Origin of the sequence: Mesorhizobium sp. M8A.F.Ca.ET.181.01.1.1 (assembly GCF_004792025.1) — a bacterium.
Lineage (GTDB): Bacteria > Pseudomonadota > Alphaproteobacteria > Rhizobiales > Rhizobiaceae > Mesorhizobium.
On the sequence record NZ_SRTV01000002.1, the window covers coordinates 253991 to 278151 of the forward strand.

The 24161-nt window shown below is 61.6% G+C and carries 26 protein-coding genes and 2 pseudogenes; 18 read left to right on the top strand and 10 right to left on the bottom strand.

The annotated features are described in order from the left end of the window. Window positions 1–34 precede the first annotated feature (34 nt). Entirely contained in the window at window positions 35–961 is a 927-nt protein-coding gene (locus EN824_RS09520; RefSeq protein WP_135863801.1) for a lysylphosphatidylglycerol synthase domain-containing protein, read from the bottom strand. Between the two features lie 184 nt (window positions 962–1145). After that, a complete protein-coding gene (locus EN824_RS09525; protein ID WP_127280528.1) occupies window positions 1146–2771 on the bottom strand; it encodes a glycosyltransferase family 39 protein in 1626 nt (541 codons plus the stop codon). A gap of 194 nt (window positions 2772–2965) precedes the next feature. On the opposite strand from EN824_RS09525, the gene EN824_RS09530 reads away from it, so the two are divergent. Further along, window positions 2966–3574, top strand: coding sequence for a DUF995 domain-containing protein (locus EN824_RS09530; RefSeq protein WP_189343620.1), 609 nt, complete (start codon window positions 2966–2968; stop codon window positions 3572–3574). 808 nt (window positions 3575–4382) lie between these two features. Here the strand turns inward: EN824_RS09530 and galE are convergent. Together galE and EN824_RS09545 are read right to left on the bottom strand one after the other, a co-directional pair. Next, the gene (gene galE, locus EN824_RS09540) at window positions 4383–5408 is read right to left on the bottom strand and encodes a UDP-glucose 4-epimerase GalE (protein WP_127871446.1); all 1026 of its coding nucleotides are present in this window, start codon (window positions 5406–5408) and stop codon (window positions 4383–4385) included. Then, the gene (locus EN824_RS09545) at window positions 5405–6454 is read right to left on the bottom strand and encodes a UDP-glucuronic acid decarboxylase family protein (protein ID WP_127279833.1); all 1050 of its coding nucleotides are present in this window, start codon (window positions 6452–6454) and stop codon (window positions 5405–5407) included. Before EN824_RS09545 ends, galE begins: the two co-directional genes overlap by 4 nt. Window positions 6455–6519: 65 nt before the next feature. On the opposite strand from EN824_RS09545, the gene EN824_RS09550 reads away from it, so the two are divergent. Further along, window positions 6520–6744: a hypothetical protein gene (locus tag EN824_RS09550; protein ID WP_127279834.1), complete on the top strand. Its 225-nt coding sequence runs from the start codon at window positions 6520–6522 to the stop codon at window positions 6742–6744. Window positions 6745–7513: 769 nt separating this feature from the next. Here EN824_RS09550 and EN824_RS09555 read toward each other — a convergent pair. After that, a complete protein-coding gene (locus tag EN824_RS09555) occupies window positions 7514–7981 on the bottom strand; it encodes a carboxymuconolactone decarboxylase family protein (RefSeq protein ID WP_127279835.1) in 468 nt (155 codons plus the stop codon). Between the two features lie 86 nt (window positions 7982–8067). Between EN824_RS09555 and EN824_RS09560 the strand changes: the two genes are divergently transcribed. The 6 genes and pseudogenes from EN824_RS09560 to EN824_RS36640 form a co-directional block, all read left to right on the top strand. Then, window positions 8068–8745 (top strand): TetR/AcrR family transcriptional regulator, encoded by a 678-nt coding sequence (locus EN824_RS09560; RefSeq protein WP_127279836.1) that lies wholly within the window; start codon window positions 8068–8070, stop codon window positions 8743–8745. Window positions 8746–8764: 19 nt separating this feature from the next. Beyond that, window positions 8765–9373 carry a hypothetical protein gene (locus EN824_RS09565; protein WP_127279837.1) on the top strand — a complete coding sequence of 203 codons (609 nt, stop codon included), beginning with the start codon at window positions 8765–8767 and terminating at the stop codon, window positions 9371–9373. After that, a complete protein-coding gene (locus tag EN824_RS09570; RefSeq protein WP_127279838.1) occupies window positions 9370–10236 on the top strand; it encodes a 23S rRNA (adenine(2030)-N(6))-methyltransferase RlmJ in 867 nt (288 codons plus the stop codon). The genes EN824_RS09565 and EN824_RS09570 overlap by 4 nt, the downstream gene beginning before the upstream one ends. Before the next feature lie 186 nt (window positions 10237–10422). Beyond that, entirely contained in the window at window positions 10423–10875 is a 453-nt protein-coding gene (locus tag EN824_RS09575) for a hypothetical protein (RefSeq protein WP_127871448.1), read from the top strand. A gap of 34 nt (window positions 10876–10909) precedes the next feature. Next, window positions 10910–11311 (top strand): annotated as a pseudogene (locus tag EN824_RS09580) (EamA family transporter); the annotation flags it as partial. 160 nt (window positions 11312–11471) lie between these two features. Next, window positions 11472–11858 (top strand): annotated as a pseudogene (locus tag EN824_RS36640) (LysE family transporter); the annotation flags it as partial. Here the strand turns inward: EN824_RS36640 and EN824_RS09590 are convergent. After that, window positions 11824–12132, bottom strand: a complete 309-nt coding sequence (locus EN824_RS09590) for a transcriptional regulator (RefSeq protein ID WP_127280633.1) — start codon at window positions 12130–12132, stop codon at window positions 11824–11826. The pseudogene EN824_RS36640 and the gene EN824_RS09590 sit on opposite strands and share 35 nt — an antisense overlap. A 640-nt stretch (window positions 12133–12772) precedes the next feature. On the opposite strand from EN824_RS09590, the gene EN824_RS09595 reads away from it, so the two are divergent. Both EN824_RS09595 and EN824_RS09600 read left to right on the top strand, forming a co-directional pair. Then, window positions 12773–13183, top strand: a complete 411-nt coding sequence (locus EN824_RS09595) for a hypothetical protein (protein ID WP_189343621.1) — start codon at window positions 12773–12775, stop codon at window positions 13181–13183. Between the two features lie 433 nt (window positions 13184–13616). Beyond that, on the top strand, window positions 13617–14213 hold the full coding sequence (locus tag EN824_RS09600; protein ID WP_127280634.1) for a glutathione S-transferase: 597 nt from the start codon (window positions 13617–13619) through the stop codon (window positions 14211–14213). 65 nt (window positions 14214–14278) lie between these two features. Here EN824_RS09600 and EN824_RS09605 read toward each other — a convergent pair whose 3' ends face one another. Further along, window positions 14279–14935 carry an outer membrane protein gene (locus EN824_RS09605; RefSeq protein ID WP_127280635.1) on the bottom strand — a complete coding sequence of 219 codons (657 nt, stop codon included), beginning with the start codon at window positions 14933–14935 and terminating at the stop codon, window positions 14279–14281. A 412-nt stretch (window positions 14936–15347) separates the two neighbouring features. Here EN824_RS09605 and EN824_RS09610 point away from each other — a divergent pair, with 412 nt between their 5' ends. Beyond that, the gene (locus EN824_RS09610; protein WP_135863803.1) at window positions 15348–16112 is read left to right on the top strand and encodes an SDR family oxidoreductase; all 765 of its coding nucleotides are present in this window, start codon (window positions 15348–15350) and stop codon (window positions 16110–16112) included. Window positions 16113–16475: 363 nt separating this feature from the next. On the opposite strand, the gene EN824_RS09615 is transcribed toward EN824_RS09610, so the two are convergent. Continuing rightward, the gene (locus EN824_RS09615) at window positions 16476–17000 is read right to left on the bottom strand and encodes a hypothetical protein (protein ID WP_135932184.1); all 525 of its coding nucleotides are present in this window, start codon (window positions 16998–17000) and stop codon (window positions 16476–16478) included. A gap of 417 nt (window positions 17001–17417) precedes the next feature. Here EN824_RS09615 and uvrC point away from each other — a divergent pair, with 417 nt between their 5' ends. The 5 genes from uvrC to EN824_RS09640 all read left to right on the top strand — a co-directional run bounded on the left by uvrC (window position 17418) and on the right by EN824_RS09640 (window position 21784). Further along, window positions 17418–19502, top strand: coding sequence for an excinuclease ABC subunit UvrC (gene uvrC, locus EN824_RS09620; RefSeq protein WP_135932185.1), 2085 nt, complete (start codon window positions 17418–17420; stop codon window positions 19500–19502). Window positions 19503–19599: 97 nt separating this feature from the next. Next, a complete protein-coding gene (gene pgsA / locus EN824_RS09625) occupies window positions 19600–20196 on the top strand; it encodes a CDP-diacylglycerol--glycerol-3-phosphate 3-phosphatidyltransferase (RefSeq protein WP_010915213.1) in 597 nt (198 codons plus the stop codon). Window position 20197: 1 nt separating this feature from the next. Next, window positions 20198–20455: a molybdopterin converting factor subunit 1 gene (gene moaD / locus EN824_RS09630; RefSeq protein ID WP_127281088.1), complete on the top strand. Its 258-nt coding sequence runs from the start codon at window positions 20198–20200 to the stop codon at window positions 20453–20455. 4 nt (window positions 20456–20459) lie between these two features. Further along, the gene (locus tag EN824_RS09635; protein ID WP_127281087.1) at window positions 20460–20942 is read left to right on the top strand and encodes a molybdenum cofactor biosynthesis protein MoaE; all 483 of its coding nucleotides are present in this window, start codon (window positions 20460–20462) and stop codon (window positions 20940–20942) included. A 77-nt stretch (window positions 20943–21019) separates the two neighbouring features. Continuing rightward, window positions 21020–21784, top strand: a complete 765-nt coding sequence (locus EN824_RS09640) for a YbaY family lipoprotein (protein WP_135932186.1) — start codon at window positions 21020–21022, stop codon at window positions 21782–21784. Between the two features lie 63 nt (window positions 21785–21847). Here the strand turns inward: EN824_RS09640 and ndk are convergent, their stop codons facing one another. Next, window positions 21848–22270 (bottom strand): nucleoside-diphosphate kinase, encoded by a 423-nt coding sequence (gene ndk / locus EN824_RS09645; protein WP_127279526.1) that lies wholly within the window; start codon window positions 22268–22270, stop codon window positions 21848–21850. Window positions 22271–22550: 280 nt separating this feature from the next. On the opposite strand from ndk, the gene EN824_RS09650 reads away from it, so the two are divergent. Next, a complete protein-coding gene (locus tag EN824_RS09650; protein ID WP_127871455.1) occupies window positions 22551–22799 on the top strand; it encodes a DUF2934 domain-containing protein in 249 nt (82 codons plus the stop codon). 77 nt (window positions 22800–22876) lie between these two features. Here the strand turns inward: EN824_RS09650 and EN824_RS09655 are convergent, their stop codons facing one another. Beyond that, a complete protein-coding gene (locus tag EN824_RS09655; RefSeq protein WP_127279524.1) occupies window positions 22877–23569 on the bottom strand; it encodes a glutathione S-transferase family protein in 693 nt (230 codons plus the stop codon). Window positions 23570–23635: 66 nt separating this feature from the next. On the opposite strand from EN824_RS09655, the gene EN824_RS09660 reads away from it, so the two are divergent. Then, window positions 23636–24148 (top strand): DinB family protein, encoded by a 513-nt coding sequence (locus tag EN824_RS09660; protein WP_127279523.1) that lies wholly within the window; start codon window positions 23636–23638, stop codon window positions 24146–24148. Window positions 24149–24161 lie beyond the last annotated feature (13 nt).

Sequence of the window (24161 nt, forward strand, 5' to 3'; positions counted from 1 at the left end):
TCGGGCAGTCCCGAAGCAGGGATAGGTAATACGGTCATAGGGATGGCTTCCTTGCAGATCCGGCGGCCGGGTTCCCCGGCAGCGTCGATTTCGAGGGAAACAGCCAGGCAATCGCGCCCGTGACGACAGCTGAGCACAGGATGAAGAGGTGCAATGCCAGCGCCGCCTGCAAGCCGCTCTTCATCGCAATTCCGGAAGTCAGCAGCGCCGCCGCCGCCGCCGCTTCGTAGGTGCCGAAACCGGCGACGCCTTGCACCGGCAATATCGCGGCGCCTTCGGCGCCGACGACGCCTGGAAAGGCGGTGGTGAACGATGTGCCAAGTATCAGCGCCAGCAGCCATCCCTGCACGGCGAGCTTCAGCGACCAGTTGGCGATCGTCCACCACCAGCCGTAGCGCGAGCGCCCCGTCGCCTCGGTGAAGATGTCGCGAAGCAAGCCGAGCTTGGCCACGATCTTGCCGCGCCCGGCCCAGTCATGCGGCGCGCGCGCCCAGCGCGGCAGGTACCATGCCACCGCGACCAGGACGGCCACGCCCGCGACCCTGATCGCCGGATGCAGGCCTGGCCAAACCGCCAACGCCAGCACGCCGACGACGAAGGCATCCTGCAGCCGGAACCACAGCAGCGAGGCGCTGGCGCGCATGAGCGGTACGCCGAAGATCTGGCGCAGGAGCAGGGGAAAAGCCGTCTCGCCGCCGCGGAAAGGGACGACGTTGATCATCGCGTTGTGGATCAGGATAACGCGCAGGCAGGCGCCGAAACGGCCTTGCACCTCGTCGCGGAACTCGTCGCAGACGCGCAGCGTTCGCAAGACATAGGTGACGAAAAAAGCGAGCGTCGCCACCGCGAGCGTCCCGGGCGTGACGCGGTCGAAGGCGTCGCCGACCGTCCTCCAGCGCGAGTCGCTGGTGAGCCAGACCAGCAGGGCCAGCGTCGCGACTATCGAGATTGCTCTTTTCAACCAATTCTCCGCTGGTTTTCGCCGCCTCGTCCGGGCGGCGGCAATGCGTGGTGCCCGGATGCCCATGGCGTCAACCGGACTCGGCGCCTGGCCCACCGCCTTGCCGAACTCCCGCGGACGAAATGCGGAGCCGTCGACTGCTGGGAGCATGTCCAAAACCCACGGCCCCCGACCGTCGCGGCTCTCAAGGGCGGGTGATCCTATAGACCAGCAAATCATCGGAATCCACAAGCTTGGTTCCGGTCTTGTCCAGATAGTCGATGACCCCGTTATGATGCTCGACGAACAGCAGGTCTTGCTTGTCGGCGGCGTTCTTGGCCGCGCCGAACAGATCTGCGCCTTGCGCGCGCAACTCCTCGAGCTGCGCGATCGCGGTGTCGTCGTCCGCGACGAATTTCGACCATTCGACATCGCCGCCGCCGGGCGGGAACACCCAGCCGCGCGCCCTGCTGTAGTAGACAGCCACTGGATCGCCGACCTCGGGCGCTATTGCGACGACGAGGTCACCCGGTTGTGCCAATCTCGCCAGTTCCTCGCCGAGCAGCTTGCCATTGATGGCAACCGGCTTCTTCATTGTCTTGACGAGGGGAAAGGTCGACCACACCAGCGTCACGGCCACGATACAGATCGAGCGCAGGACCATGGCCGGCGACGGAGCGTTGCCCCATGGCAGAGTTGCCAGGACCAGTGCTCCTCGGCCGCAGAACATCGCCAACGGGACATGGAAGATGTGGTAATTCCAGGGATTGCTGGTGATCTCGCGCGCCGCCGCCAGATAGACGGCCATGGCCGCCACCAGCCAAACATAAGGAATGGCCGAAAGTGTACGTTGTTTCTGGTTTTCGGCGGGGGGCGGCATCCAGAAGCCCACCGCGATCAGCACCATGAACGGATAGCCGTAGAACCACCAAACCGAGGTGTTCCACACCGATTTGAAGTAGAAGCTCTCCTTGAAGAATGTCCAGAAACCGGAATCCCAGATATAACCGCTGCCCGCGACATGAAATGGCGGATAGGTTCGGCCGAGATAGATCGCCCAGCTGAAATATGCGGCGATGATGGCCAGGCTCAAAAGCCCTGACAGGAACACCCTGGTCGCCTGCTTTCGCTTCTTCTCGACAATCCAGCAAACCATCAGGTAGAAAATGACGGCGCCGGCGGCGAGCCCCGGCGGTTTCGCCAGCACGCCGAGCGAGAAACTGACGGTGGCAACCGGCAAAAGCCAGCTGCTGCCGCCGGCCCAGTACCTCGCGAAAAGCCAGACGCCTGTTGTCACCAGGGCCAACATCGACGGATCTGGAAGAAACGAGCTGTCGATCATGATCGCCGCCGGCATCAGCGCATAGGCAAGCGCCGCCGCATGGGCATGCGTTTCGCCCCAGCATAGCGCCGTCAACCTGTGCAGAGAAAACACCGTGACCAGACCGAAGAAGGCCGCAACCATGCGGCCAAACCAGTCGTGCCAGCCGAAGAGTTGGTAGAGCAGGGCGGTCAGATAGCTGACGATCTGGAACTCGCGGCCCTGATAACTCGGCCCGGGCCCGGTCCAACTGACCTCAGGGAAGAAGATATTCCAGCTACGCTGTTGAAAATTGTCGGCCATCATTGCTGTGCTTGTCTCGCGCCAGCTGAAGACGTCGACCAGCGGCAAGGTTATGTTGTGGAACCTGAACACGATCGCGATGAACAGGATCCCCAGCAAGATAGCCGTGTCGAGGTTCAGGTAATTGCGAGCAGCCGAGCCCCAAGCAGTCGGCTGCCGCGGGTATTGCTGAACCTCGGCCTGATTTAGTTCCGGGTCGGCGCCCATTTGAAACCGCATCCTCTCTGACGTCTGCGGATGTTGCTTTTACACGCGATTGTCAAAGGTGAAGGAGTATACGACGCAATCCTTAATTTTGGCGAAAGCGGGCGTCGCGAAAGTTGACATCGCAGCTCCCGCGGCTGTTAAATAGTTCTCAGGCCTGTCGCGCCGACAGCGCTGCCTTGGGCCACAATACAGACATGCCAACGCCGATTGTACCGATAGCTCCGACCAGCTTGCCGCCGCTTGGCGTCGACCATCGGCCACACAACGAACCTCGTCGGACTGCAAGTTTCACGCCGCTGCTGTTTCTCTTCGCCTTCTGCGGTCAGGTGGCCCTCGCGGGAGCGACCCACGCGGCCGCCGCCAAAGACGGCGCACCTGCAAAAGCGGACAGTGCCACTGTGCCAACCCCCTATGAGTTGCAGCTTCTGTATGCCGATCGCACATGGGTGTGGAAAAACGGAGCGGCCTATTTCGCACGGGGCAATCGACGCCTCGAGGCCTGGACGTCGGGGCAGGATTCAGCCTCTGTCGCCGAGGGCAGGTGGCTGGTGACCAAGGACGGCAAGATGTGCATGGATGTCGCCTGGCGATCCAAGAGCTACAAGGGCAAACAGCAGCGTACCTGCTATAGCCATCAGATCAAGGATGGAACCATCGAGCAGCGCAAGGATCCGGACGGGGAATGGTACAGTTTCAAACGAACTCCCGAGGATCCCTCCGACGAACACCGAAAATTCGAACCTGGTGATACCAAGGCCGCTCAGTTTGAAGAGGCCCGTAAGTTGGTCGATTCCAAGAATTAAGGCTGGCCAGGCTGGGCCCACGGCATGACGGGAAACGCCGTTCCTGGCTCCGTTGGCGCGTCCCCATATGGCATCGGTGACGGCGTGTGCGGCGTGTCGGAGTCAGGCAGGCTGCTTTTGCCGGGCCTGTGAAGAAGCTTGCGAATCGCTTATAAAAGCGCGGAGCAGTCCGGCAGGAATTGCCGTCGCACCGACCGCCAAATGGTCGCATTCGATTCCTCTCTGACAGAACGACGAGACGATGGGTACACCACCATACGGCTTTCATGAAATTTAATAATTAGTGATGTCTAATATTCTTGTGTGATGTGCGAGTGGTCACTGAAACGACGTGAGGCGGCGCAGGCGTCGCAACGCGTCCTGGCTTTACTCAAAGGCAAGGGACACATGGCGAACAATTCCGCAGCGGGCGTATTTCGCCCAAGCAAGAAAGCCCTCTCTATTGTTGTGGTGGCGGTGACCTCCCTGGTTGCAGGGTGTCAGGTCATGGATGCGACCAATACCGGTTCCGTCATCATCACGCCAGCCGTGCACCCGGTCCAGAGCAGGCCTCCAGTCCAGCCATTCCAAGGTGGATATGTTGTGCAGTCGCTCAGGGCCGAGCCCCAGGTCCTGATGACAAGCACCACACGGACCACTGAAAGAACTTACGCTTTTGCACCGCCGCCGGTTACAACCCCGACGTTGGGACCTGTGAAGGTCGCTTTCGATCCCGTCGATGGCGCTACGTTCTCGGGCGGTTCGCCCTATGTCTGCAGTCCCAGCGGATTTGGCCAGCGCGCCAGTTGCCGAGCCCGCTCTCTGTGATCTATCGGGCAGATGCTGCCGCCTTGCTTGGCGGCAGTGTCTCCGGTTTCGTCCGCAGCCCGAAGAATGGGGCGGCCGTCCTGACGATCGTGTCGATGTCGGAAAGCTCAGGCACAAAGCCAAGATGCGCGCGCGCCTTGCTCGGATCGGCATAGAGTTCGGCCGGGTCCCCCGGGCGCCGGGCCCTGAAGACGGCCGGGACCGGTCTTGACGTCACCCGGCTGACCGCCTGGACAATCTCCCTGATGGATACGCCTTGTCCGGTGCCGAGGTTGACCGCTAGGCTTTGTCCTCCGCCTTCCAGGTGTTGGAGAGCTTTCAGGTGGGCGCGAGCCAGGTCGCTGACATGGATGTAGTCGCGCACGCAAGTCCCGTCCGGCGTCTCATAGTCGGTGCCGAAGACCTCGATTTCATCGATGATGCCTGACGCCGCCATCAGAACCCTGGGAACCAGATGCGTTTCCGGCGTATGCCACTCGCCGAGTTCCCCGTCGGGATCGGCCCCACAGGCGTTGAAGTAGCGCAGGATGGCAAACTTCATTCCGTATGCGGACGCATAGTCGCCGATGATCTGTTCGCCCATCAGCTTGGTACGGCCATAAGGGCTGATCGGATTTTGCGACGAACTCTCGCGAACGGGCAATGCTTCCGGCACGCCGTAGGTGGCGCAACTGCTGGAGAAAATGATGTTTTCAATGGCGTGCGCGCGTGCGGCATCGAGCACGGCGATGGTGCCCGCCACATTGGTCGAATAGTATTCGGCCGGCTGCTGGACGGACTCGCCGACATAGGCCAGCGCCGCGAAGTGGATGACAGCGGTCGGCTGGTACGTGGCGATAGCCGCCTGCATTGCGGCACGGTCCCGGATATCGCCGACGACAAGCGGCCCCCAGGCGACGGACTTCTCGTTGCCGCGGGATAGATTGTCGAAGGCCACGGGCAGGTAACCGGCGGCGGCAAGCAGTTTGCAGGTGTGGCTGCCAATAAAGCCGGCTCCCCCTGTTACCAGGATTGCTTTCCCGGTCATGAAGCCGCCGCGGCGCCCTTGGCCAGCCGCCTTCCGTAGAGCAGGGTGTCGAAATAGTCGACGGTATGCGCGAGCCCCTGGGCCAAATTGATCCTCGGCTCCCAACCGAGATTGTTCCTGGCGAAGGAAATGTCCGGCTTGCGCTGCCTGGGATCGTCGATCGGCAGTGGCCGATGCACGATCTTTGATCTGGAATTGGTGTAGCCCACGACCAGCGTCGCGAGTTCCATGATGGTGAATTCGCCGGGATTGCCGAGGTTGACCGGGTGGGTAGGGGCACTCGGCGCGTTCATCAGCCGCATGAAGCCCTCGATCAGGTCGTCGGCGTAGCAGAAGGAACGGGTCTGCAAGCCGCTGCCATAGACGGTCAGGTCTTCGCCGCGCAACGCCTGGACGATGAAGTTCGAGACGACGCGCCCGTCGTCGGGCTGCATGCGGCGGCCGTAGGTGTTGAAGATGCGGGCAACGCGAATATCGAGGCCATATGTCCTCGAATAGTCGAAGAACAGGGTTTCGGCCGAGCGTTTGCCTTCATCATAGCAGGACCGCGGTCCGTGCGTGTTGACATTGCCGAAATAGCTTTCGGGTTGCGGGTGCACGAAGGGATCGCCGTAGACCTCGGACGTGGAGGCCTGGAATATCTTGGCGTTGTTGCGACGCGCCAGTTCCAACAGGTTCAGCGCGCCAAGCACGCTCGTCTTGAAGGTATGGATCGGATCTGCCTGGTAGTGTGGCGGAGAAGCGGGGCAGGCGAGATTGTAGATCTCGTCGAACCGGAGGTCCAAGGTCAATGGATCGACGATGTCGTGCTCGATGCAGCTGAATCTCGGATCGTGCAGCAGCGCATTGAGATTGTATCTTTTGCCGGTATGGAAATTGTCCACCGCGACGACGTCGTATCCGTCCTGCAAAAGACGTTCGCACAGGTGCGATCCCAGGAAGCCAGCGCCCCCGGCGACCAGAGCCCGGCTTCGGTTGTGGCCCTTGCCGTTGCCCTCTTGGTCGTTCCTGGAACCAAGTTTCAGAACCTTTACGACCTTACTCATTCAGTCCTCCTACGCACCGCAACACTACCCGTCGGGCCGGGGCAAAGCACTGCCCGGCCACGTTCTTGAAACGCGGCAATCCTCCGCATCCGCGGATCGCCATCATTGATGCGCGCTTGTCATTTTCTGAGTTTGCGGAGCCACTGCCGCGCGGCTTCTATGCTGCCGTTCAGCAGTCCATGCGCCCCGAGATCGCGATCACGCGCTTGGTGCCATCATCGCCGATTGCTCGCCCAAATTGCACATCCCAACGAATTGAAAATATACCTGTGGAAATTCCAGTCAACTAAATTAGCGATTTCTTAACCAATTGTGTTTGCCAATGGTTAATCATGAGGCGGCACGCCCGCTAGTCGCGTGCAGGTGGCCGTGGGCGCGGTTCCTCATTTTGAATCAGCATATTGGCTCGACCGCGAAGAGATTCCACATGCCACGGCGAGCTGTTCTCGGGCGCGCCATCAAAAAGCTTGATATCGAGGAATGCCGGGAAGTGCCCTCGTGAGGCACTGGGATGCGCAGCCCCGGAGAACTACCCGAATGAAGAAGGTTCAGAACGATTCAAATCTTCAGGTTGCAATGAGATTGTTGCCCAAATCCGCTCGGGCTGCAGACGTAAACATTCGGTTGTGAAAACCTTGCCAGTATCGCTTTGTGAATGGAATCCGCATCGCAGCTGGCAGTGGCGCAGGGCAGACCAACAGTCAAAATTAGAAGGCAAAATCGGCCCGCGGGAATAAGGTTTAATCCCGATTTCTTTTCGTCGGGCCGCCCGTGATCTCTGTGCATTCGAGGTCCCTCATCCGTAAAGATGCGAGGCGACATTCCCCTTTCAGGCGCGTCGAATTTATAGTGGAATGCCGGCTATCTCGGCAATGGCATTTGAGGGCTTAGGCAGGCTCTTGTCTATTGCGCGATCACGCATTCGGGTTGAACGCAGCACTGGTGTGCGAGCCGTAAAATGGCCGAGGCTGACGATGGCCCGCTTCGCTGCGGGCCATCCCAGCCCTTTTGTCGAGTGTGATGGATCTCTCTTGAAGCAGGCCAGGCTTGCCAGCGGGCTTACTGCCCGCCCATTTCCTTCTTGAATGTATCGAAATCGACCTGCATGCCGTTGAAGATTGTGCTCCAGTGGCGGGTCAGCGCCGCCATCGCCACGGCTTCCTGGATCTCCTCGTCGGTTGCGCCGGCGCGCTTGGCGTCCTGCGTGTCCGACCAGATGCAGTAGGTGCAAGGGATCTGTGCCGCCACGGCTAGGGAGATCAGCGACTTGACCTTGGGCGGCAGCGCCGTCTTGTCGCTGAGTTCGATGGCCTTGACCTCGGCCCAGGCACCGGGCAGACCGGTTTTGGGAAACTGTTTCACAAAGCTCGGTACACCGCCCATGGTCGACTGTATGTCCTTGAGGGTGGCATCATAGTCGTCGGCACGGGCCAGCCCGGTGCCGAGCGACAGCACGCAGGCGGCGGCGAACAGGAAAGCACGATGGGACGAAGACTGTATGGATTTGACGATGCGATGGTACGACATGGTTTCTCCTCTGGCCTTTGCTAGCCTTACGATGTAAGGTGATCGTGAAAATGAACCTTACACTGTAAGCTGTCAGGCCAGCGCTAATGGATCAATCAATCAAGAAAAAGAGAGCACGCGGGCGTCTGTCCCGCGAAATGATCGAGGACGCGGCTTTCGAGGTGATCGAGAGGGAGGGGCTTTCCGGCTTTTCGATGCGCAAGCTCGCCGCTGCGCTCGGCTGCGAGGCGATGAGCATCTACCATCACTTTCCCTCAGTGGCGCATCTGCACGAAGCGCTGGTCGACCGGCTGATCGGTGCGCTCGAAATCCCCGACGCCAGCCTTCCCTGGCGGCAAAGAATGCGCATCGCCATTGAGGATTTTCGCCGCATCGGCCGCGACCATCCCGCCTATTCCAGTTTCATCGTTACCTATCGGATGAACTCGCCGACTTGCCTTGCCTGGTTGAACGGCATTATCGGCTTGTTCAAGGACGGCGGCTTCGACACTGAACTCAGCGCGCGGCTGTTCCGCACCGTCGGATACTATCTGATGGGCGCGGTGCTGGACGAGAATGCGGGCTATTCCAGAGGCCCGTCCGCGGTGAACACGGTCAGCGACGAGCAATTGGCCAGGGACTATCCAAATGTCATGGCAGCCGGGCGCTTTTTTGGTGCCGCCGAATTCGACAAGACATTCGAACTCGGCCTCGACATGGTGCTGGACGAAATGGAGCGCCTGCGCGACGGTGCGAATGCAAGCCAGCCGTCCGGCAAGGTTTGATTGCAAGGTGACCGCCTGAATGCGCTTTCTGTTTGTCCTGATCCTGTTGGCCGGCACCGGCATCGGTCTCATCTACCCCTGGGCGATGACGAATTTCTCCGGTCGCGAAATCGGCACCTGGCGGGTCTATGAGCAAGGCCGGTTCAGGCCGTTGACCGTATCGCTCAAAGGTCGAGATGCGCCGGTGCGGGTGCTGGTGGACCTGACGGCAAGGGCCGAACGCATCGTTTCGCAGCAGCGCACGGTGTTGACGCTGACCGCGGCCACCAATGGCCGCACGGTGCTTGCCTCGACGCTGCAGTTCAACCACGTGGACAATCCGCGCCAGGCCAGCCCGCAACTGCCCGACAAGATCTTTCGCGACGAAGCTGGCCTGATTGCCACTGTCAACCCTGGCGCCTACGTCTTCACCGTCGGCCCGGGCGACGCCGACGACATACCGATGCGAGCGGTCGACCTTGTCTTGCGCTCCGGCGTCGGGGAAATCGACGGCCGCTCGCGGCCGATAGGCTTCTCGCTGATGGCGGTCGGCTTGATCGGCTTCCTGCTGTCCTTGCGTTCCGGTGGCGGACGACCGGAAAATCCGAACTCGCAGCCGCCTCCACGCTGGGGCAGGGGTCCCACGTGAACTACCGCCACGCCTACCACGCCGGCAATTTTGCCGATGTCGTCAAGCATGTCGTGCTGACGCGCCTGCTCGAATATCTGAAGCAGAAGGACAAGGCGTTTCGTGTCGTTGACACCCATGCCGGCATTGGCCGCTACGACCTGTCGTCACTCGAAGCGCAAAAGACCGGTGAGTGGCAGGGCGGCATCGGCAGGCTGATCGATACCTCGTTCGACGCGAAGGCGGCGGCGCTGCTGGCGCCCTATCTGGCGGCGGTGCGCTCACTCAATCCCGAGGGCGGCGTGAAGAAATATCCAGGCTCGCCGTTGCTCGCGCGCAATCTCCTGCGCAAGCAGGACCGGTTGTCGGCGATCGAACTGCACCCGAAAGACGCCGCGAAGCTGAAGACGGAGTTCGCCGGCGATTTCCAGACAAGGGTGATGGAGATTGACGGCTGGCTTGCACTCGGAGCGCACCTGCCGCCGAAGGAAAAGCGCGGCCTGGTGCTCATCGATCCGCCCTTCGAGGAAGAGGGTGAGTTCGGCCGCCTCGTCGACGGGCTGGTGAAGGCGCACAAGCGCTGGCCCAGCGGCATCTACGCGCTCTGGTATCCGATCAAGGACCGTAGGGCGGTGATCGCCTTCAGGAAAGCGCTGAAGCAATCCGGCATCCCGAAAATCCTCGACATAGAATTCGAGATCAGGCCGGCCTCGTCGGAACCCAGCCTCGATGGCACCGGCATGGTGGTGGTCAATCCGCCCTTCACGCTGGAAGGTGAGTTGAGAACCGTATTGCCGGCGTTGCACAGATTGCTTGCGCTGGCAAAACCGGCGCACTGGTCGATGGAATGGCTGGCCGGCGAGCAGGTCCCGCCGCCGGGATAGCCGCCTTCGACCGCCGCGCTCGTTACGACCGCACGATCCGCCTTCTGGGGAACTTCGCCGCCGCCAGTGCATTGCTGCTTGCAGCAACTGTCCGGCACCGGTTTCTGGAAACCATTGTTTCGGCAACCGCTTGACCGCCGTCAAGCGAATCCGCACAGTGCGTGCATTCGACCTTGAGAGGCTGCCATGACTCGCTTCGCCAAATCCGCACTTGCTGCCCTGATTTCGCTCTGCACGCCGCTTGCCGCGCCTCTCGGGATCACCCAGGCGGTCAAGGCGGCTGACCTCGCCGTCTATACTGAAGACGATGGCAGCGTCTGCGGCGAATCATGGGTGCTGAGCAAGATCACGGATCGGTTCTCTTATCAGGTGCATCACGTGCCGCATCTGCCCGACGTCGCTATCACCGATTTTCGCGACATTCGCCAGCACCGCTACGAGCAAGCGAGCGAGGAATGGCCGATCGGCCGTCACTATTGCCGGGCAACCGTCAGCCTGTCGGATGGCCGGGATCGGTCGATCTTCTATCTGATCGAGGAAGGCCAGGGCTTTGCCTCGATCGGCGACAATGTCGAGTTCTGCGTCTCGGGCTTCGATCGATGGATGGTCTATAACGGCCGTTGCCGCGTCTTGCGCTGAACGCGTTTCTTCCTTTTCCGATCCTTTTTCGCGCCTGGCAACGGGGGCGATTATCGCCGCCTATGCGATGGTCGACGCGATTGGCGTTCGTGCGGCGGGCAATGTCGGCGCCTACACCGCCTGGGTCCTGCTGGCCTATGGCCTGTTGCTGCCGTCGACCTTCGTAGCTTTTCGCGGCAGGCTCGCCGTCGATGCTCGGGCACCGGAAACGTGGAAGGCGCTGGGCGGCGGCCTGTTCGCGCTTTTGGCCTATGGCGTCGTGGTGGCGGCCTTCGCACTCGGTCCTGCCGGTCCGATCACCGCGATCCGCGAGACCAGCGTCGTCTTCGCGGCCTTCATCGGTCGGCTGTTTCTCGGCGAGACGCTGACGCCCCGGCGGGTCGGCGCCTGCGCCCTCGTCGCGCTCGGCGCCATTTGTCTCGGCTTCCAGCCGTGATGACGACGCTCACGCTCGCCGACAAACGCTGCGATGCCGCTGCCATCGACAATTGTCGAGACGATCCTGATTATTCTGATGCCGGCAACGGCCGGTTCGGCTAGGCCGGAAACCCGAGAGCAACAAGTCACTTTCGGGAGCCTCCATGGACCTTGCCACCATCAGGCTCTGGACCGCCGCGCCGGTGGTACCGGAGCTGAAACCTGTCTCCGGGCGGGGGGCTGTTGTCGATCTTCGCCACGGGTGTCGCACTCAATCTCGGCAATCCGAAAACGCCGTTGTTCTATGTGGCGCTGCTGCCGAACGTCGTCGGAACCTCGCTCGCATCAGCGCATCTCGGCATCCTGATCGCGGTGATCCTGGCTGTCGAAATTGTGGTGATCGGCGGGCACGTCGTTCTCGCCGGCCGCGCTCGTAGTCTGCTGCGAACACCCAGGATCGTGCGACGGGTGAACCGCGCGGCGCCGGCGTCGCGGTCGTCGCCACGTGCCGATGTTCGCTTCGTCGCTGGGCTATTTCCTGCGTTGTGCCTCGGCCTGATCGATGATCTTGCGAAGAAAGGCGATGTGACCGCGAAAGGCCCGCCGTCCTGCCGTCGTGGCGCTGACCCGTGTCTGCGGCCGACGCCCGACAAAAAGTTTTTCAATGTCGACATAGCCAGCTCTGGCCAGTGTGTCGAGATGTGCCCCGAGATTGCCGTCGGTGGCTTCGATCATGGCTTTCAACTGGGTGAACTCCAAGGCCTCGCGCCTTTCCAGCGTGTTCAGGACGGCCATGATCCTGAGACGCGTACTCTGGTGGATAATGTCGTCGGCGCTCATCAATGGCTCCAATGCGGCAAAGCCTTGGCCTGTCGCCGTGTGACTCGGCAATCCCTGCCAGCGGGTGTCACTTGCCTTTGTATGACCGAAATCGAAGGCGCGATCGGACTCCGTGACAGAATACTCTGTTATACAGAGTATTCTGTCAATCAGAAAGCTGCTGCTCGAAACATGCTTGACAAGGTGATCTTCAGATCGGGCGTCGCATCGCGCTCGTGATCCGCACGGACCGCTCTCTTGCAAAAGATGATCGCCTCGATGAAACGGCAAGTCATGATCTTCACGACCAAAGATCGTGCGTGAAGTTGCTCGCTAATCTTCGGAGCTTGATGGCGAGCTCGCATCGCGAATGCCGATGTCGAATTGCTGGCGATGTCGGAAGATCAACCGCGGATTTTTCCGGTGATGAGTGTGATTGTGTGGCGATCGCAACCAAAATTTAAGGTGAGAAAATCATACCATTGCTTCGCTGGCTAGCGAGACGCGAGTCAGATATGCATTGCGCGCCGGGGTCATTCACGGCCATCGGCATAACGTGAAGGGGCATGACATGGCTAAGCAGTCATCTAAAGCGCCGGCATCCAAGACTCCGGCAAAGAAAGCACCCGCAAAAGCAGTCGCGGCGAAGGCCGCTACGGCAGTGAAGAAAGCAGCGCCTGCGAAGGCGGCGGCAAAGCCCGCAGCGAAAGCAGCACCGGCCAAGAAGCCGGCGCCCGCCAAGGCTGCTGCGAAGCCGGCAGTGAAGAAGGCAGCGCCCGCCAAGGCAGCGGCAAAGCCGGCAGCGAAGGCGGCACCGGCGAAGAAGCCAGCGGCCAAGGCGGCGGCAAAGCCCGCGGCGAAAGCGGCTGCAAAGCCCGCGGCGAAGGCGGCGGCAAAGCCCGCGGCCAAGAAGGCAGCACCCGCCAAGGCTGCGGCGAAGCCCGCCGCGAAGGCCGCGGCAAGGCCAGCCATGAAAGCAGCAGCAGCCGCAACCAAGCCGGCGGTGAAGAAAGCCGCCGCCCCGAAGGCAAAGGCAGCGCCTGCGAAAGCGAAGGCTCCGGCCAAGAAGTAGACGGAGCGTTGGGGCGTCACGTGTCCTTCGGGACACGGCAAGGACGCTCTGACGTTCTGTGTAGGAGCATATTCGGCAGCGGGTTCAGCCTTCGGGGCTGAGCGTCGGTAACGGGCCGAGGGGCAAGCAAAGCGAGGCGCCGGTTGGCTGCCTCGCTCGCCCCACTCTTTCGCTCCTGCCGTGGTTGGCGAAGGTCACGGCACGGCTTCTGGCGCCTCTGAAGTATGGGCGCCTGTGAAGTGTGAATGCAGGTTCGAATTCCAGCGGCTTGCCGTCGTGCCTGCTGATGCTTTCCAGGCTGCTGCTTTCAGGCTTGTGGTGATGCCAGGACGGAAACCGCGGCCGGTTTCTGGCTGCTGTTTTTTTGCACTCTGGCAATTGATCGCAACAGCCCGGCGGTCGACACTGGATGTCCGCAAACAGGAAACCGATCATGCCGAAGCTGCTCTACGCGTCCACCTCTCCCTACAGCTCCAAGGTAAGGATGGCCGCGGCCTATGCCGGGATCGCCATCGATGAGGTGCCGGTCAAGACCGAGGACAGGCCGGCCGAACTGATCGGCGCCAATCCGCTCGGCAAGATCCCGGTGCTGGTGCTCGATGATGGCCGTTCTGTTCACGACAGCCGAGCCATCACCCAGCACCTCAACCGGATTTCGAAGAACGCGTTGTTTCCACGCAATCCCGACAAGCGTCTGGAAGCGGAAGTGCTGGAGGCGCTGGCCGACGGTATCTGCGATTGCGCGCTGTCGATGGTCTATGAGCGCCGCACCCGGCCCGACGAAATGGTTTATCAACCCTGGCTTGACCGCCAGTGGGCGAAGATCACCGTCGCACTCGATTTGCTCAATGCCAATCCGCCAAAACTGCCGAAGAAGATCACGGCCGGTCAGATGGCGTTGCGTGCCTGCCTTGGCTATCTCTCTTTGCGCTTCGCCGGGAAATGGGAAAAGGGCCGCGGCCGGTTGACCCGCTGGGCCGCACGCTTCGACGAAAAATTCCCGGAGCTGAAGTCGGCGGTTCCCGCCTAAAAACGACCCGCAATAAAAAAGCCGGGCGCGAGGCCCGGCTTTTTCGTGTCGTGGCTTGGACGGACTTAGAACTTCATACCGAGGCCGAAGGTGACGCGGTTGTCCGTCGCCTTGACCTTGCCGATACCGTCGAAGCTCTTCGAGCCGAAGTCGGTGTAGCGATACTCGACGCGGCCGAACACGTTGTCGGTCAGCTTGATGTCGGTGCCGACGCCGGCGGTCCAGCCGATCATCGTAGCGGTGTCGCTGGCGAGGAGGTCGGAGTCTTCCACTTTCAGGCTTCTGCCGGCGAGACCGCCGGTGCCGTAGAGCAGGATTTCCGGGGTCACGGCATAGCCCAGACGGGCACGCAGCGAACCTTCGAAGCCACCCTTGGAGTGGATACCATTGTCGTCACCCTTGACGCCGTTGTAGCCGAGTTCGGCTTCACCGCCGTACACGAAGTTCTCCTGCTGCCATTGGTAGCCGCCGAAGACACTGCCGTCGAAACCCTTGGTGTCGGTCGAGAACCCAAGATCCTTTTCCTTGGTCTTGCCGCTGAAGCCGTAGCCGAGGTTGATACCGGCATAAGGGCCGGCCCACGAAGCGACCGGAAGTTCGGCAACCGGAGCGGGTGCCGGCGGCTCTTCCTGAACGACGTCCGCTGCATAAGCGGTACCACCGAGGGCGAAGAGCCCGATTGCGACAGCCAGCGGCCGTGCGAATTTGAGATTGGCTTGCATTGTTCTTTACTCCTTAAGCCACAGGACACAGGCTTGTTTCTCACGATCGCCATCAACCCGTCCGGGGGGTGAAACGGGTCTGGCGTTCGTCGGTTCCAAATGTCGTGTCAAAATGCGGCTGAACCGAACCTGAACTTGGGTCATTCCCCGGCACGAATGAGGCAGAACCTTGACGTTGCATCTTCGCAACAGCGAAATGTCAGCAGCCAGTTTATGCTGCGCTGCACACCGCTTGGTGCAAGGAGTCCAGCGTCCTATATTGCTGTCCGGCGGTTCCGAGTCCAAGAGGGCTCGGCATGCCGAACGGGCACTTCGCCACAATGCTGCCCCAGGTGCGAACACCATTTAACGCATGCCGGGCCATATTTCGCCGGCGTCGCGTTTTCGGGCCGAAATTGAGGATTGACAACAGATGAGCAAAGCCACTGCCGTGGCGCTGGTGACCGGTGGAGCGAAACGGATCGGCAAGGCGATCGTCGAGGACCTCGCCAGCCATGGTTTTGCGGTCGCCATCCACTCCAACCGCTCGCACGATGAGGCGGATGCGCTGGCCGAGGGGATTAACCGGTCGGGCGGCCGCGCCGCCGTGGTTGCGGCTGATCTGACCGACATGGACGCCGTCAGCGAGCTCGTCGGCCAGGCGGAAGCCGCGCTGGGCCCGATCTCGCTGCTGGTCAACAATGCTTCGCTCTTCGTCGACGATTCAGTGGAAGATTTCGACTGGCACGCCTGGGACCGCCACTTCGCCATTCATGTGAAGACGCCGGCGCTGTTGGCGCAGACCTTCGCCCGTTCCTTGCCGGAGGGGCGGGAGGGGCTGATCGTCAACATCATCGACCAGCGCGTCTGGCGACCGACGCCGCGCTATTTTTCCTATGCGTTGTCGAAATCGGCATTGTGGACCCAGACGCAGATGTTGGCACAGGCGCTCGGGCCCCGCATCCGCGTCAATGCGATCGGGCCGGGCCCGACGCTGAAGAACGCGCGCCAGGACGATTCGGATTTTGACGCGCAGGTCGCCGGCCTGATTCTGAAGCGCGGCCCGGAATTGCCGGAATTCGGCGCCACCATCCGCTATCTGTGGGAGACGCGCTCGGTCACCGGCCAGATGATCGCGCTCGATGGCGGCCAGCATCTTGCATGGCAGACGCCCGATGTGACAGGCATGGCGGAATAGCAGTCGAAATCCTTGTTGGGGTCTAATTTGATCGGCTAAAAGCACAACCGGGCTGTCCCGACGATTGTGGCTTCTGGAAAAAGTCTCTGACGATGGCGCTCCCCGGGGCTGTTCGGCAGCACTCCCGACCTGCAGCGCTGAGCGGCTCCGGCATGCCGCCAATGTCGGCACTTGCCCAAGCACGGTGCCGCGTAATATGCGGTTGGACGGAAGGGGTCACAGGTGTCCCCACGCCCGACTGCCCCTGAACCGGACGCGTCAACATCCGGCTCTCAGGCGTCATACGCTGGTTCCGGCTTCAAAAGTCCAGTCAGCCAGTAGCAGCCAATGGCCGAGATGGGTGGAACATTGCTGGGCCAGCGGTCAATGCTTGAGGCACTTGCGCGCCATTGCCATTGCTTTGTAAGTCCCCTTCAGATCGACGACAAAGGCTCCCTTGGTCTCAGGAAACACGATCATTTTATATCTCTTCGCCACGTCACGCTTGAATTTCGGGTCGTCGGTCAAGATGTAGCCGCCAGAATATCCGCCCTTGAGTATTCCGTTCGTGGTGGTGGCCACTCCCTTGTAGAGATGGCCGTCGATAGAAACGAAGATATCCGACTGCTTCCCGTTCTGGAGGCCGATATCCACCGTCGTGAACACGCCGAGATACCCGACCTCCCGATTCGCGGTAACACCCATTTGAACCGAACTTGGGCCGTCCGAGTGGACGAGCAAGCAATCGCCGCGGGTTTGATTGGTGTAAACTGTCCAGCCTTGGATGTCTCCATATTTGACCAGGACATCGCTGGCCTTTGGGAGGGGATTCTCTGTCTGGGCATAGGCAGCCATCGCAGACGAAAGAGCTACCGACGTGACCGCGATGAGCGTCATGAACTTTCGCATAACATTTCCCTCGTGAGTAAGTTGAAGTATCTATCACTTGGGCATCGTAGTCGGCTGCCCCAAGCCTGGATAGTTGGACCTAGGGGAGGAGCGCTGGCCAACCGCTCGGTTCGTCCGAGGTGGTTGAACTCGGTCATTAATTTGCGGTATCGGGTCAATGCTGCTGTCGCCGGGAGAGGCAACCTACAGTCGTTCCAAGGACTGTCCCGCCACTCCAGCATTGACACCACGGTGAAATATGCCCAGGTCACGCATGACGATCTGGCGGCGGTGTCCCGGAAGGGAGGCTGTGATAAACCCGTGAAGGAAAGCCCAGGAATTAGTCCCGGAGAAACCGGTTCGGTCGCTGTAAAGATTTGAAACGGCGAGTAGTTCGGGCGTGTCCTATTGGGCGCCGGATGTGACAGGCATGAAGGAATGAGTCCCTTAGACCACAAGAGCAAGCCGCGTGGCGGCGCCGATGATTTGCCTCCTGAAATCGACCTCGAGGATGAGGCGATCGAGGAGATCGTCGAACCGGTCGGCCCGGATGTGGCGTTCACGGCAATCGACTGGACGCCGCATGCCGGCGATGCCGAAGGCATGGTGGGTGCCGAGGTGATCCAGACACTGGTCAAGCGGCTGCCCAATGCGCCCGGCGTCTACCGGATGATGAACGCCGCCGGCGACGTGCTTTATGTCGGCAAGGCGCGCAGCCTGAAGAAGCGTGTCACCAACTACGCGCAAGGCAGATTCCACACCAACCGCATCGGCCGCATGGTGCGCGAGACGTCGACCATGGAGTTCGTCGTCACCCGCACCGAGATCGAGGCGCTGCTGCTCGAAGCCAATCTCATCAAGCGTTTGCGGCCGCGATTCAATGTGCTGATGCGGGACGACAAGTCGTTTCCGTATATCCTTTTGACCGGCGACCATGTCTCGCCCGGCATCTACAAGCATCGCGGCGCGCGGTCGCGCAAGGGCGACTATTTCGGCCCCTTTGCCTCGGCCGGTGCCGTTGGCCGCACCATCAATTCGCTGCAGCGCGCCTTTCTGCTCAGAAGCTGCACCAATTCCTTCTATGAGAACCGCACGCGGCCATGCCTGCTCTACCAGATCAAGCGCTGCGCCGGTCCGTGCACCGGCGAAATCTCGCATGAGGGGTATGCCGAGCTTGTCGACGAAGCGAAGGATTTTTTGTCCGGCCGCAGCCAGAAGGTGAAGACCGAGATTTCGGCTGCCATGCAGCAGGCTTCGCAAGACCTCGATTTCGAGCGAGCCGCCATCTATCGCGACCGGTTGGCGGCCTTGTCGCACGTGCAGAGCCATCAGGGCATCAACCCGGCGACCGTCGACGAGGCCGATGTGTTCGCCATCCACCAGGAAGGCGGCCAGGTCTGCATCCAGGTGTTCTTCTTCCGCACCGGCCAGAACTGGGGCAACCGCGCCTATTTCCCAAAGGCCGATCCGGCGCTGGAGGGATCGGAAGTGCTGGGCTCGTTCCTGGGGCAGTTCTATGACGACAAGCCGACACCGCGTGCCATCCTCTTGTCGCAGACCGTCGAGGACCAGGAACTGCTGGCCGAGGCGCTCTCGACCCGCGCCGGCCGCAAGGTGACGATCTCGGTGCCGCACCGCGGCGAGAAGAAGGACCTGACCGACAACGCCTTGCAGAATGCGCGTGAGGCGCTTGGTCGCCGGCTGGCCGAGACCTCGACGCAAGCGCGGCTGCTTGCCGGTTTCGCCGAGACCTTCGGCCTGGCAAAGCCGCCGGTGCGCATCGAGGTCTACGACAACTCGCACATCATGGGCACCAACGCCGTCGGCGCCATGGTCGTCGCGGGGCCGGAAGGCTTTGTGAAGAACCAGTACCGGAAATTCAACATACGCTCGACGGAGATCACGCCGGGCGACGATTTCGGTATGATGCGCGAAGTGATGGAGCGGCGATTTTCGCGATTGCTCAAGGAGCATGGCGATGTTGTCCTTGCCGACGATGCGGCAGGGGGCGAGGCAGCGGCAGTCGAGGCGGGCGACGATATCGAAGACGATATCTCCGGAAGCTTCCCTGCCTGGCCCGACGTCATCCTGATCGACGGTGGCCAGGGCCAGATGACGGCGGTGCGCAAGATCCTTTCCGATCTCGGCATCGAGGACCGCGTCGTCGCCATCGGCATCGCCAAGGGGCAGGACCGCGATGCAGGCCGCGAGCGCTTCTTCGTCAAGGGCAGAGACTCGTTTTCGCTGCCCGTGCGCGATCCCGTGCTCTATTTCGTCCAACGCCTGCGCGACGAGGTCCACCGTTTCGCCATCGGTTCGCACCGGGCCCGCCGCAAGAAGGAAATGGTCAAGAGCCCGCTCGACGAAATCGTCGGCATCGGTCCCGGCCGCAAGCGCGCGCTTCTCTTGCATTTCGGCACCGCCAAGGCGGTCAGCCGGGCCGCGGTGGAGGATCTGAGGAAGGTCGACGGCATCTCCGAACAGGTGGCGAAACTGGTCTACAATCACTTCCACGAGAGTTGAAAAAATCGCCACTTTCATCTGGCCAGTCGAATCTGGCCTGTTGACCCCCTACATCCGCTTCTGATTTGAGTACGCAGGCAGAAAGAGTCCACCAGACATGGCCCAGCGCGCGTTTAACCTGCCTAACATGTTGACCTACGCCCGCATCATCGCGGTGCCGCTGGTCGTGCTGTGCTTTTTTCTGGAGGGCCATCTGAAATCGAGCGACTTCGCTCGCTGGTCGGCGCTGGTCATTTTCCTGCTGGCGTCCGTCACCGATTATTTCGACGGCTATTTTGCGCGTGCCTGGCAGCAGACCTCCAACATCGGCAAGATGCTCGATCCGATCGCCGACAAGCTGCTGGTCGCCACGTGCCTCTTGCTGCTTGCGGCTGACACCGACCGTCACGCCGGGATCGCCGGCTGGTCGCTGTGGGCGGCGATCATCATCCTGTGTCGCGAGATCCTGGTCTCGGGCCTGCGCGAATATCTGGCGGCACTCAAGGTCTCGGTGCCAGTGACGCAGCTTGCCAAGTGGAAGACCACCATACAGATGGTCGCCATCGCCTTCCTCCTGGCGGGACCGGCCGGTGACAAGATCTTTCCGCTGACCACCCAGACCGGCCTGGTGCTGCTGTGGATCGCGGCCCTCGTGACGCTCTACACCGGCTACGACTATTTCCGCGCCGGCCTCAAGCACATCATGGACGAGTGAGATGACGACCCGTCTCATCTATTTCGCCTGGGTTCGCGAACGTATCGGCACATCGGAAGAAGATGTCGAATTGCCCGCCGGCATCGAGACGGTCGCCGACCTCTTGCGCTGGCTGCAATCGCGCGGCGAAGGTTACCAACACGCGCTGCAATATCCCGATGTGATCCGCGTCGCCATCAACCAGGAACATGTCGACCATCGCGAGAAGATATCGGGTGCACGCGAGATCGCGCTGTTCCCGCCGATGACCGGAGGCTGACATCATGTCGGCCGTCCTGGTGCCGACCGTGCGCATCCAGCGCCAGGATTTCGACGTTGCCGCCGAGATCGCCGGGCTGACGCAAGGCCGCGCCGACATTGGCGCGGTGGTCACCTTCTCCGGCCTGTGCCGCGACGAGCAGGGCGCGCTCTCGGCACTCGAACTCGAGCACTATCCCGGCATGGCTGAAGCCGAGATCGGGCGTATCGCTGCCGAAGCCACCGAGCGCTGGCCGCTGCAAGGCCTCACCGTCATACATCGCCATGGCAAGATCGCGCCGGGGGACAACATCGTCCTGGTGGTGGCCGCTTCGGCGCACCGCCAGGCGGCATTCGAGGCGGCGGACTTCCTCATGGACTACCTCAAGTCGCGTGCCCCCTTCTGGAAGAAGGAACATCGCACCGACGGCTCCGAGGGGGGCTGGGTCGAGGCTAAGGAAACCGACGCCCAGGCAGCCCGGCGCTGGAAGCGACCGCCGTCCGAATAATACCGTGCAGGCGTCACGGAACGACCGCAATCCTTCTGCCAACTGGTCACGTGACTGATTGGGCAAGGGAGACGGTCATGCTGGACAGGATCGCCGAATTCTTCGTCTTCGGCTTGGTGCCGTTGGTCGTCGGTATCCTGGCGGTTCCGGAGCTGTCCGTTGCCGCGGAAAAGGCGGTGAGGGGCGAGGTGATCTATCGCGAGCGCATCGCCTTGCCGCCCAGCGCCGTGCTCTCCGTCGAGCTCGCCGACGTCTCGTTGGCCGACGCGCCGGCCAAGATCATCGGGCAACAGAAGATCAAGCCCGCCGGCCAGGTGCCGATCAGCTTCGAGATAAAATTCGACCCCTCCGTCATCCGGCCGCAAATGATCTACGCGCTGCAGGCCCGGATCACCGTGGACGGAAGGCTGATGTTCGTCTCCGATGTGCGCCATCAGCTCGATCCGCTGACCGACGCGCCGCAGACCATCATGCTGAAGATGGTTACGCCCGGCAAGGAGCCAGCGGCTTCCGTCTTCGATCAGCTCTGGGTGGTCGATTATGTCGATGGCATTGGCGCCATCACCGCGCCGCAGGCGACCTTCAGGGTCAGCGAGGCCGGCAAGGCCGGTGGCAGCGGTCCCTGCAACACCTATTTTGCCACGGCGAAGGTCGAGGGCCAGGCGATCGCGATCGGGGATATCGGTTCGACTTACAAAGCTTGCGCGCCCGATGTGATGGCCGAGGAAAAAGCCCTGTTCGATGCGTTGGCCAAGGCGGCGTCATACAAGGTCGATGCCGGCAAGCTCACCATCTCAGACAAGGACGGGCGCGAAATCCTGCGCTTCAGCGCCGCGAGCTGATTGCACTCCAGAAAAAAGGCCGGCTGAACGCCGGCCTTCCAGATCGGATTTGATGCCGTCGGCTCAGCCGACGATTTCGGTGTCCGAGAACCAGTACTTGATTTCCTGCGCGGCGGTTTCCGGCGCGTCGGAGCCGTGCACCGAGTTCTCGCCGATCGACAGCGCATGCACCTTGCGGATGGTACCTTCGGCGGCGTTGGCCGGGTTGGTGGCGCCCATTACGTCGCGGTTCTTGGTAATGGCGCTCTCGCCTTCAAGGACCTGCACGATGGTCGGGCCCGAGGACATGGATTCCACCAGCTCGCCGAAGAACGGCCGCTCCTTGTGGACGGCGTAGAAGCCTTCCGCCTCGCGGCGGCTCATCCAAACGCGGCGCGAGGCGATGACGCGCAGACCGGCGTCTTCGAGCATCTTGGTGATGGCGCCGGTGAGGTTGCGCCGCGTTGCGTCGGGCTTGATCATGGAGAAGGTGCGTTCGAGCGCCATGGGTCGTCCTTGTCTGAATTTGAATTGAGAGTGGCGGGCTCTATACAAGCCGCCCGGCTTATTGCCAAGAGGGTGAGGAGCGGGTCCGCGCGGCGAGCGGAAAGGCAATTGCCTGGCTTTGCGAGCGACGAACGCCCGGAGCGACAGCGAGCGTCGAACGGCCAGCGCTTCCGTGGCTGGTCGCTGCGGGCAGGCTGGATCAGACGGCTGTAAAGCAACGGTTTGCTTGCTATAGTCGTCCGGTCGGCGCCGCGCTGAAGTCGGCCCGCATGGAGACAATATGACCATGACAGACGATCGTCAGGAGCGCATTCGCAACCGTGCCCATCAGATCTGGCAGGAAGAAGGGCAACCGGCCGGTCACCACGAACGCCATTGGCAACAGGCGGCCGCCGACATCGATCGGGAGGACGCGGGGTCGGCGGACAAGAAGCCAGCCAGGAAGGCATCTGGCGCCGGCAAGGCAAAAGCCGCTCCCAAGGAAAAGGCCGCCGCGAAAGCCAGCAAGCCAAAGAAGGCGGCCAAGTAAGGCCAGCTGTTCCGCCGCCGATTTTCGCGACAGTTTGACGGCGCTTGCCTTGCGGGCAGGGCGCGCGCTTGCGGCCGTCACGCCGCCGCCGCAACCGTTCGTCCGAGCCCGCCATGCAGATCGAGGCAGCGGGTGAACCATTGCGCCACCACGTCGCTGTCGTCGAGCAATTTGTAAGGCGTGGCGATGCGTGCCCATTGCAGCGCGCCGAAGACGATATAGTCGGCAAACAGCGGCGAGGCGCCGCCGATGAAAGGCTGGTAGCTCAACATGGAGCGCAGCGGCTCCAGCGCTGCCCGGAAGGTTGCCAGGCCGGCGTCGCGTGCGGCGGCGACGTCCTCCAGCCGCTTGCCGAAGCGCTGCTCCCGGCTCTGGCGGAAATACGAGGCGTTCTCTTCGTCTTGCATGGCATGAAGGTCAACGAGCGCCGCGGTGGTAACATAAGGGTGGATGGTCAATTGCGACCAGCGTTCGATGAAGCGCGCCATCGCCTTGCCGCCTTCGCCGCCAAACAGCGTCGGGCGATCCGGATAGGTCTCATCGAGATAGAGCGCGATGGCGAAGGAATCGATGACGACCTTGTCGCCATCGCGGATGACCGGAACGGTTTTTGAGACACCGCCTTCGATGGCCGGCACTTCGAGAAAACGCGTCGGCGCGGTCGAGATATCAAGTCCCTTGTGGGCCAGCGCCATCGTTGCCTTCCAGCAATGCGGACTGAACGGGCGGCTCTCGTCATGTCCGACCAGGTCGTAAAGCAGAATGGTCATTGGCGTCGGCCCCTTCGCGGTCTAGGTATCGCCCCGAAACCCGAAACGGGCGCGGCGGGAGAAAAGATGAAACAGCACTTCATGATGTTTGCGGCCTACAATCAATGGGCCAATGGCCGCATCTATGATGCCGCCGACGATCTGAACGATGAGGAATTCAATCGCGACGTCGGCGCTTTCTTCGGTTCGCTGATGGGCACGCTCAACCACCTGCTCGCCGCCGATCGCATCTGGATGAAGCGCTTCACCGGCGAAGGCATCGCGCCGACGACATTGGACGCCATATTGCACCGGGCCTTGCCCGTCTTGAGGACCGCGCGCGAGGCGGAGGACCGGCGGATGATCGACTGGCTCGGCGGCCTGGACGACAAAGCGCTGTCGGGTCGCTTCACCTATATGACCGTTTCGGATATGCGCACCGTCTCGCAGCGCCTGGCGCCGGCGCTGGCTCATGTCTTCAACCACCAGACCCATCATCGCGGCCAGGCGCATATGATCCTGACAGTTCTGGGCCGCCCCTCCGTGCCGCTCGATCTGGCGCATTTCCAGCGCACCGAGGAGGGAAGGGCTTTCGCCTGATCCACATGGTTTT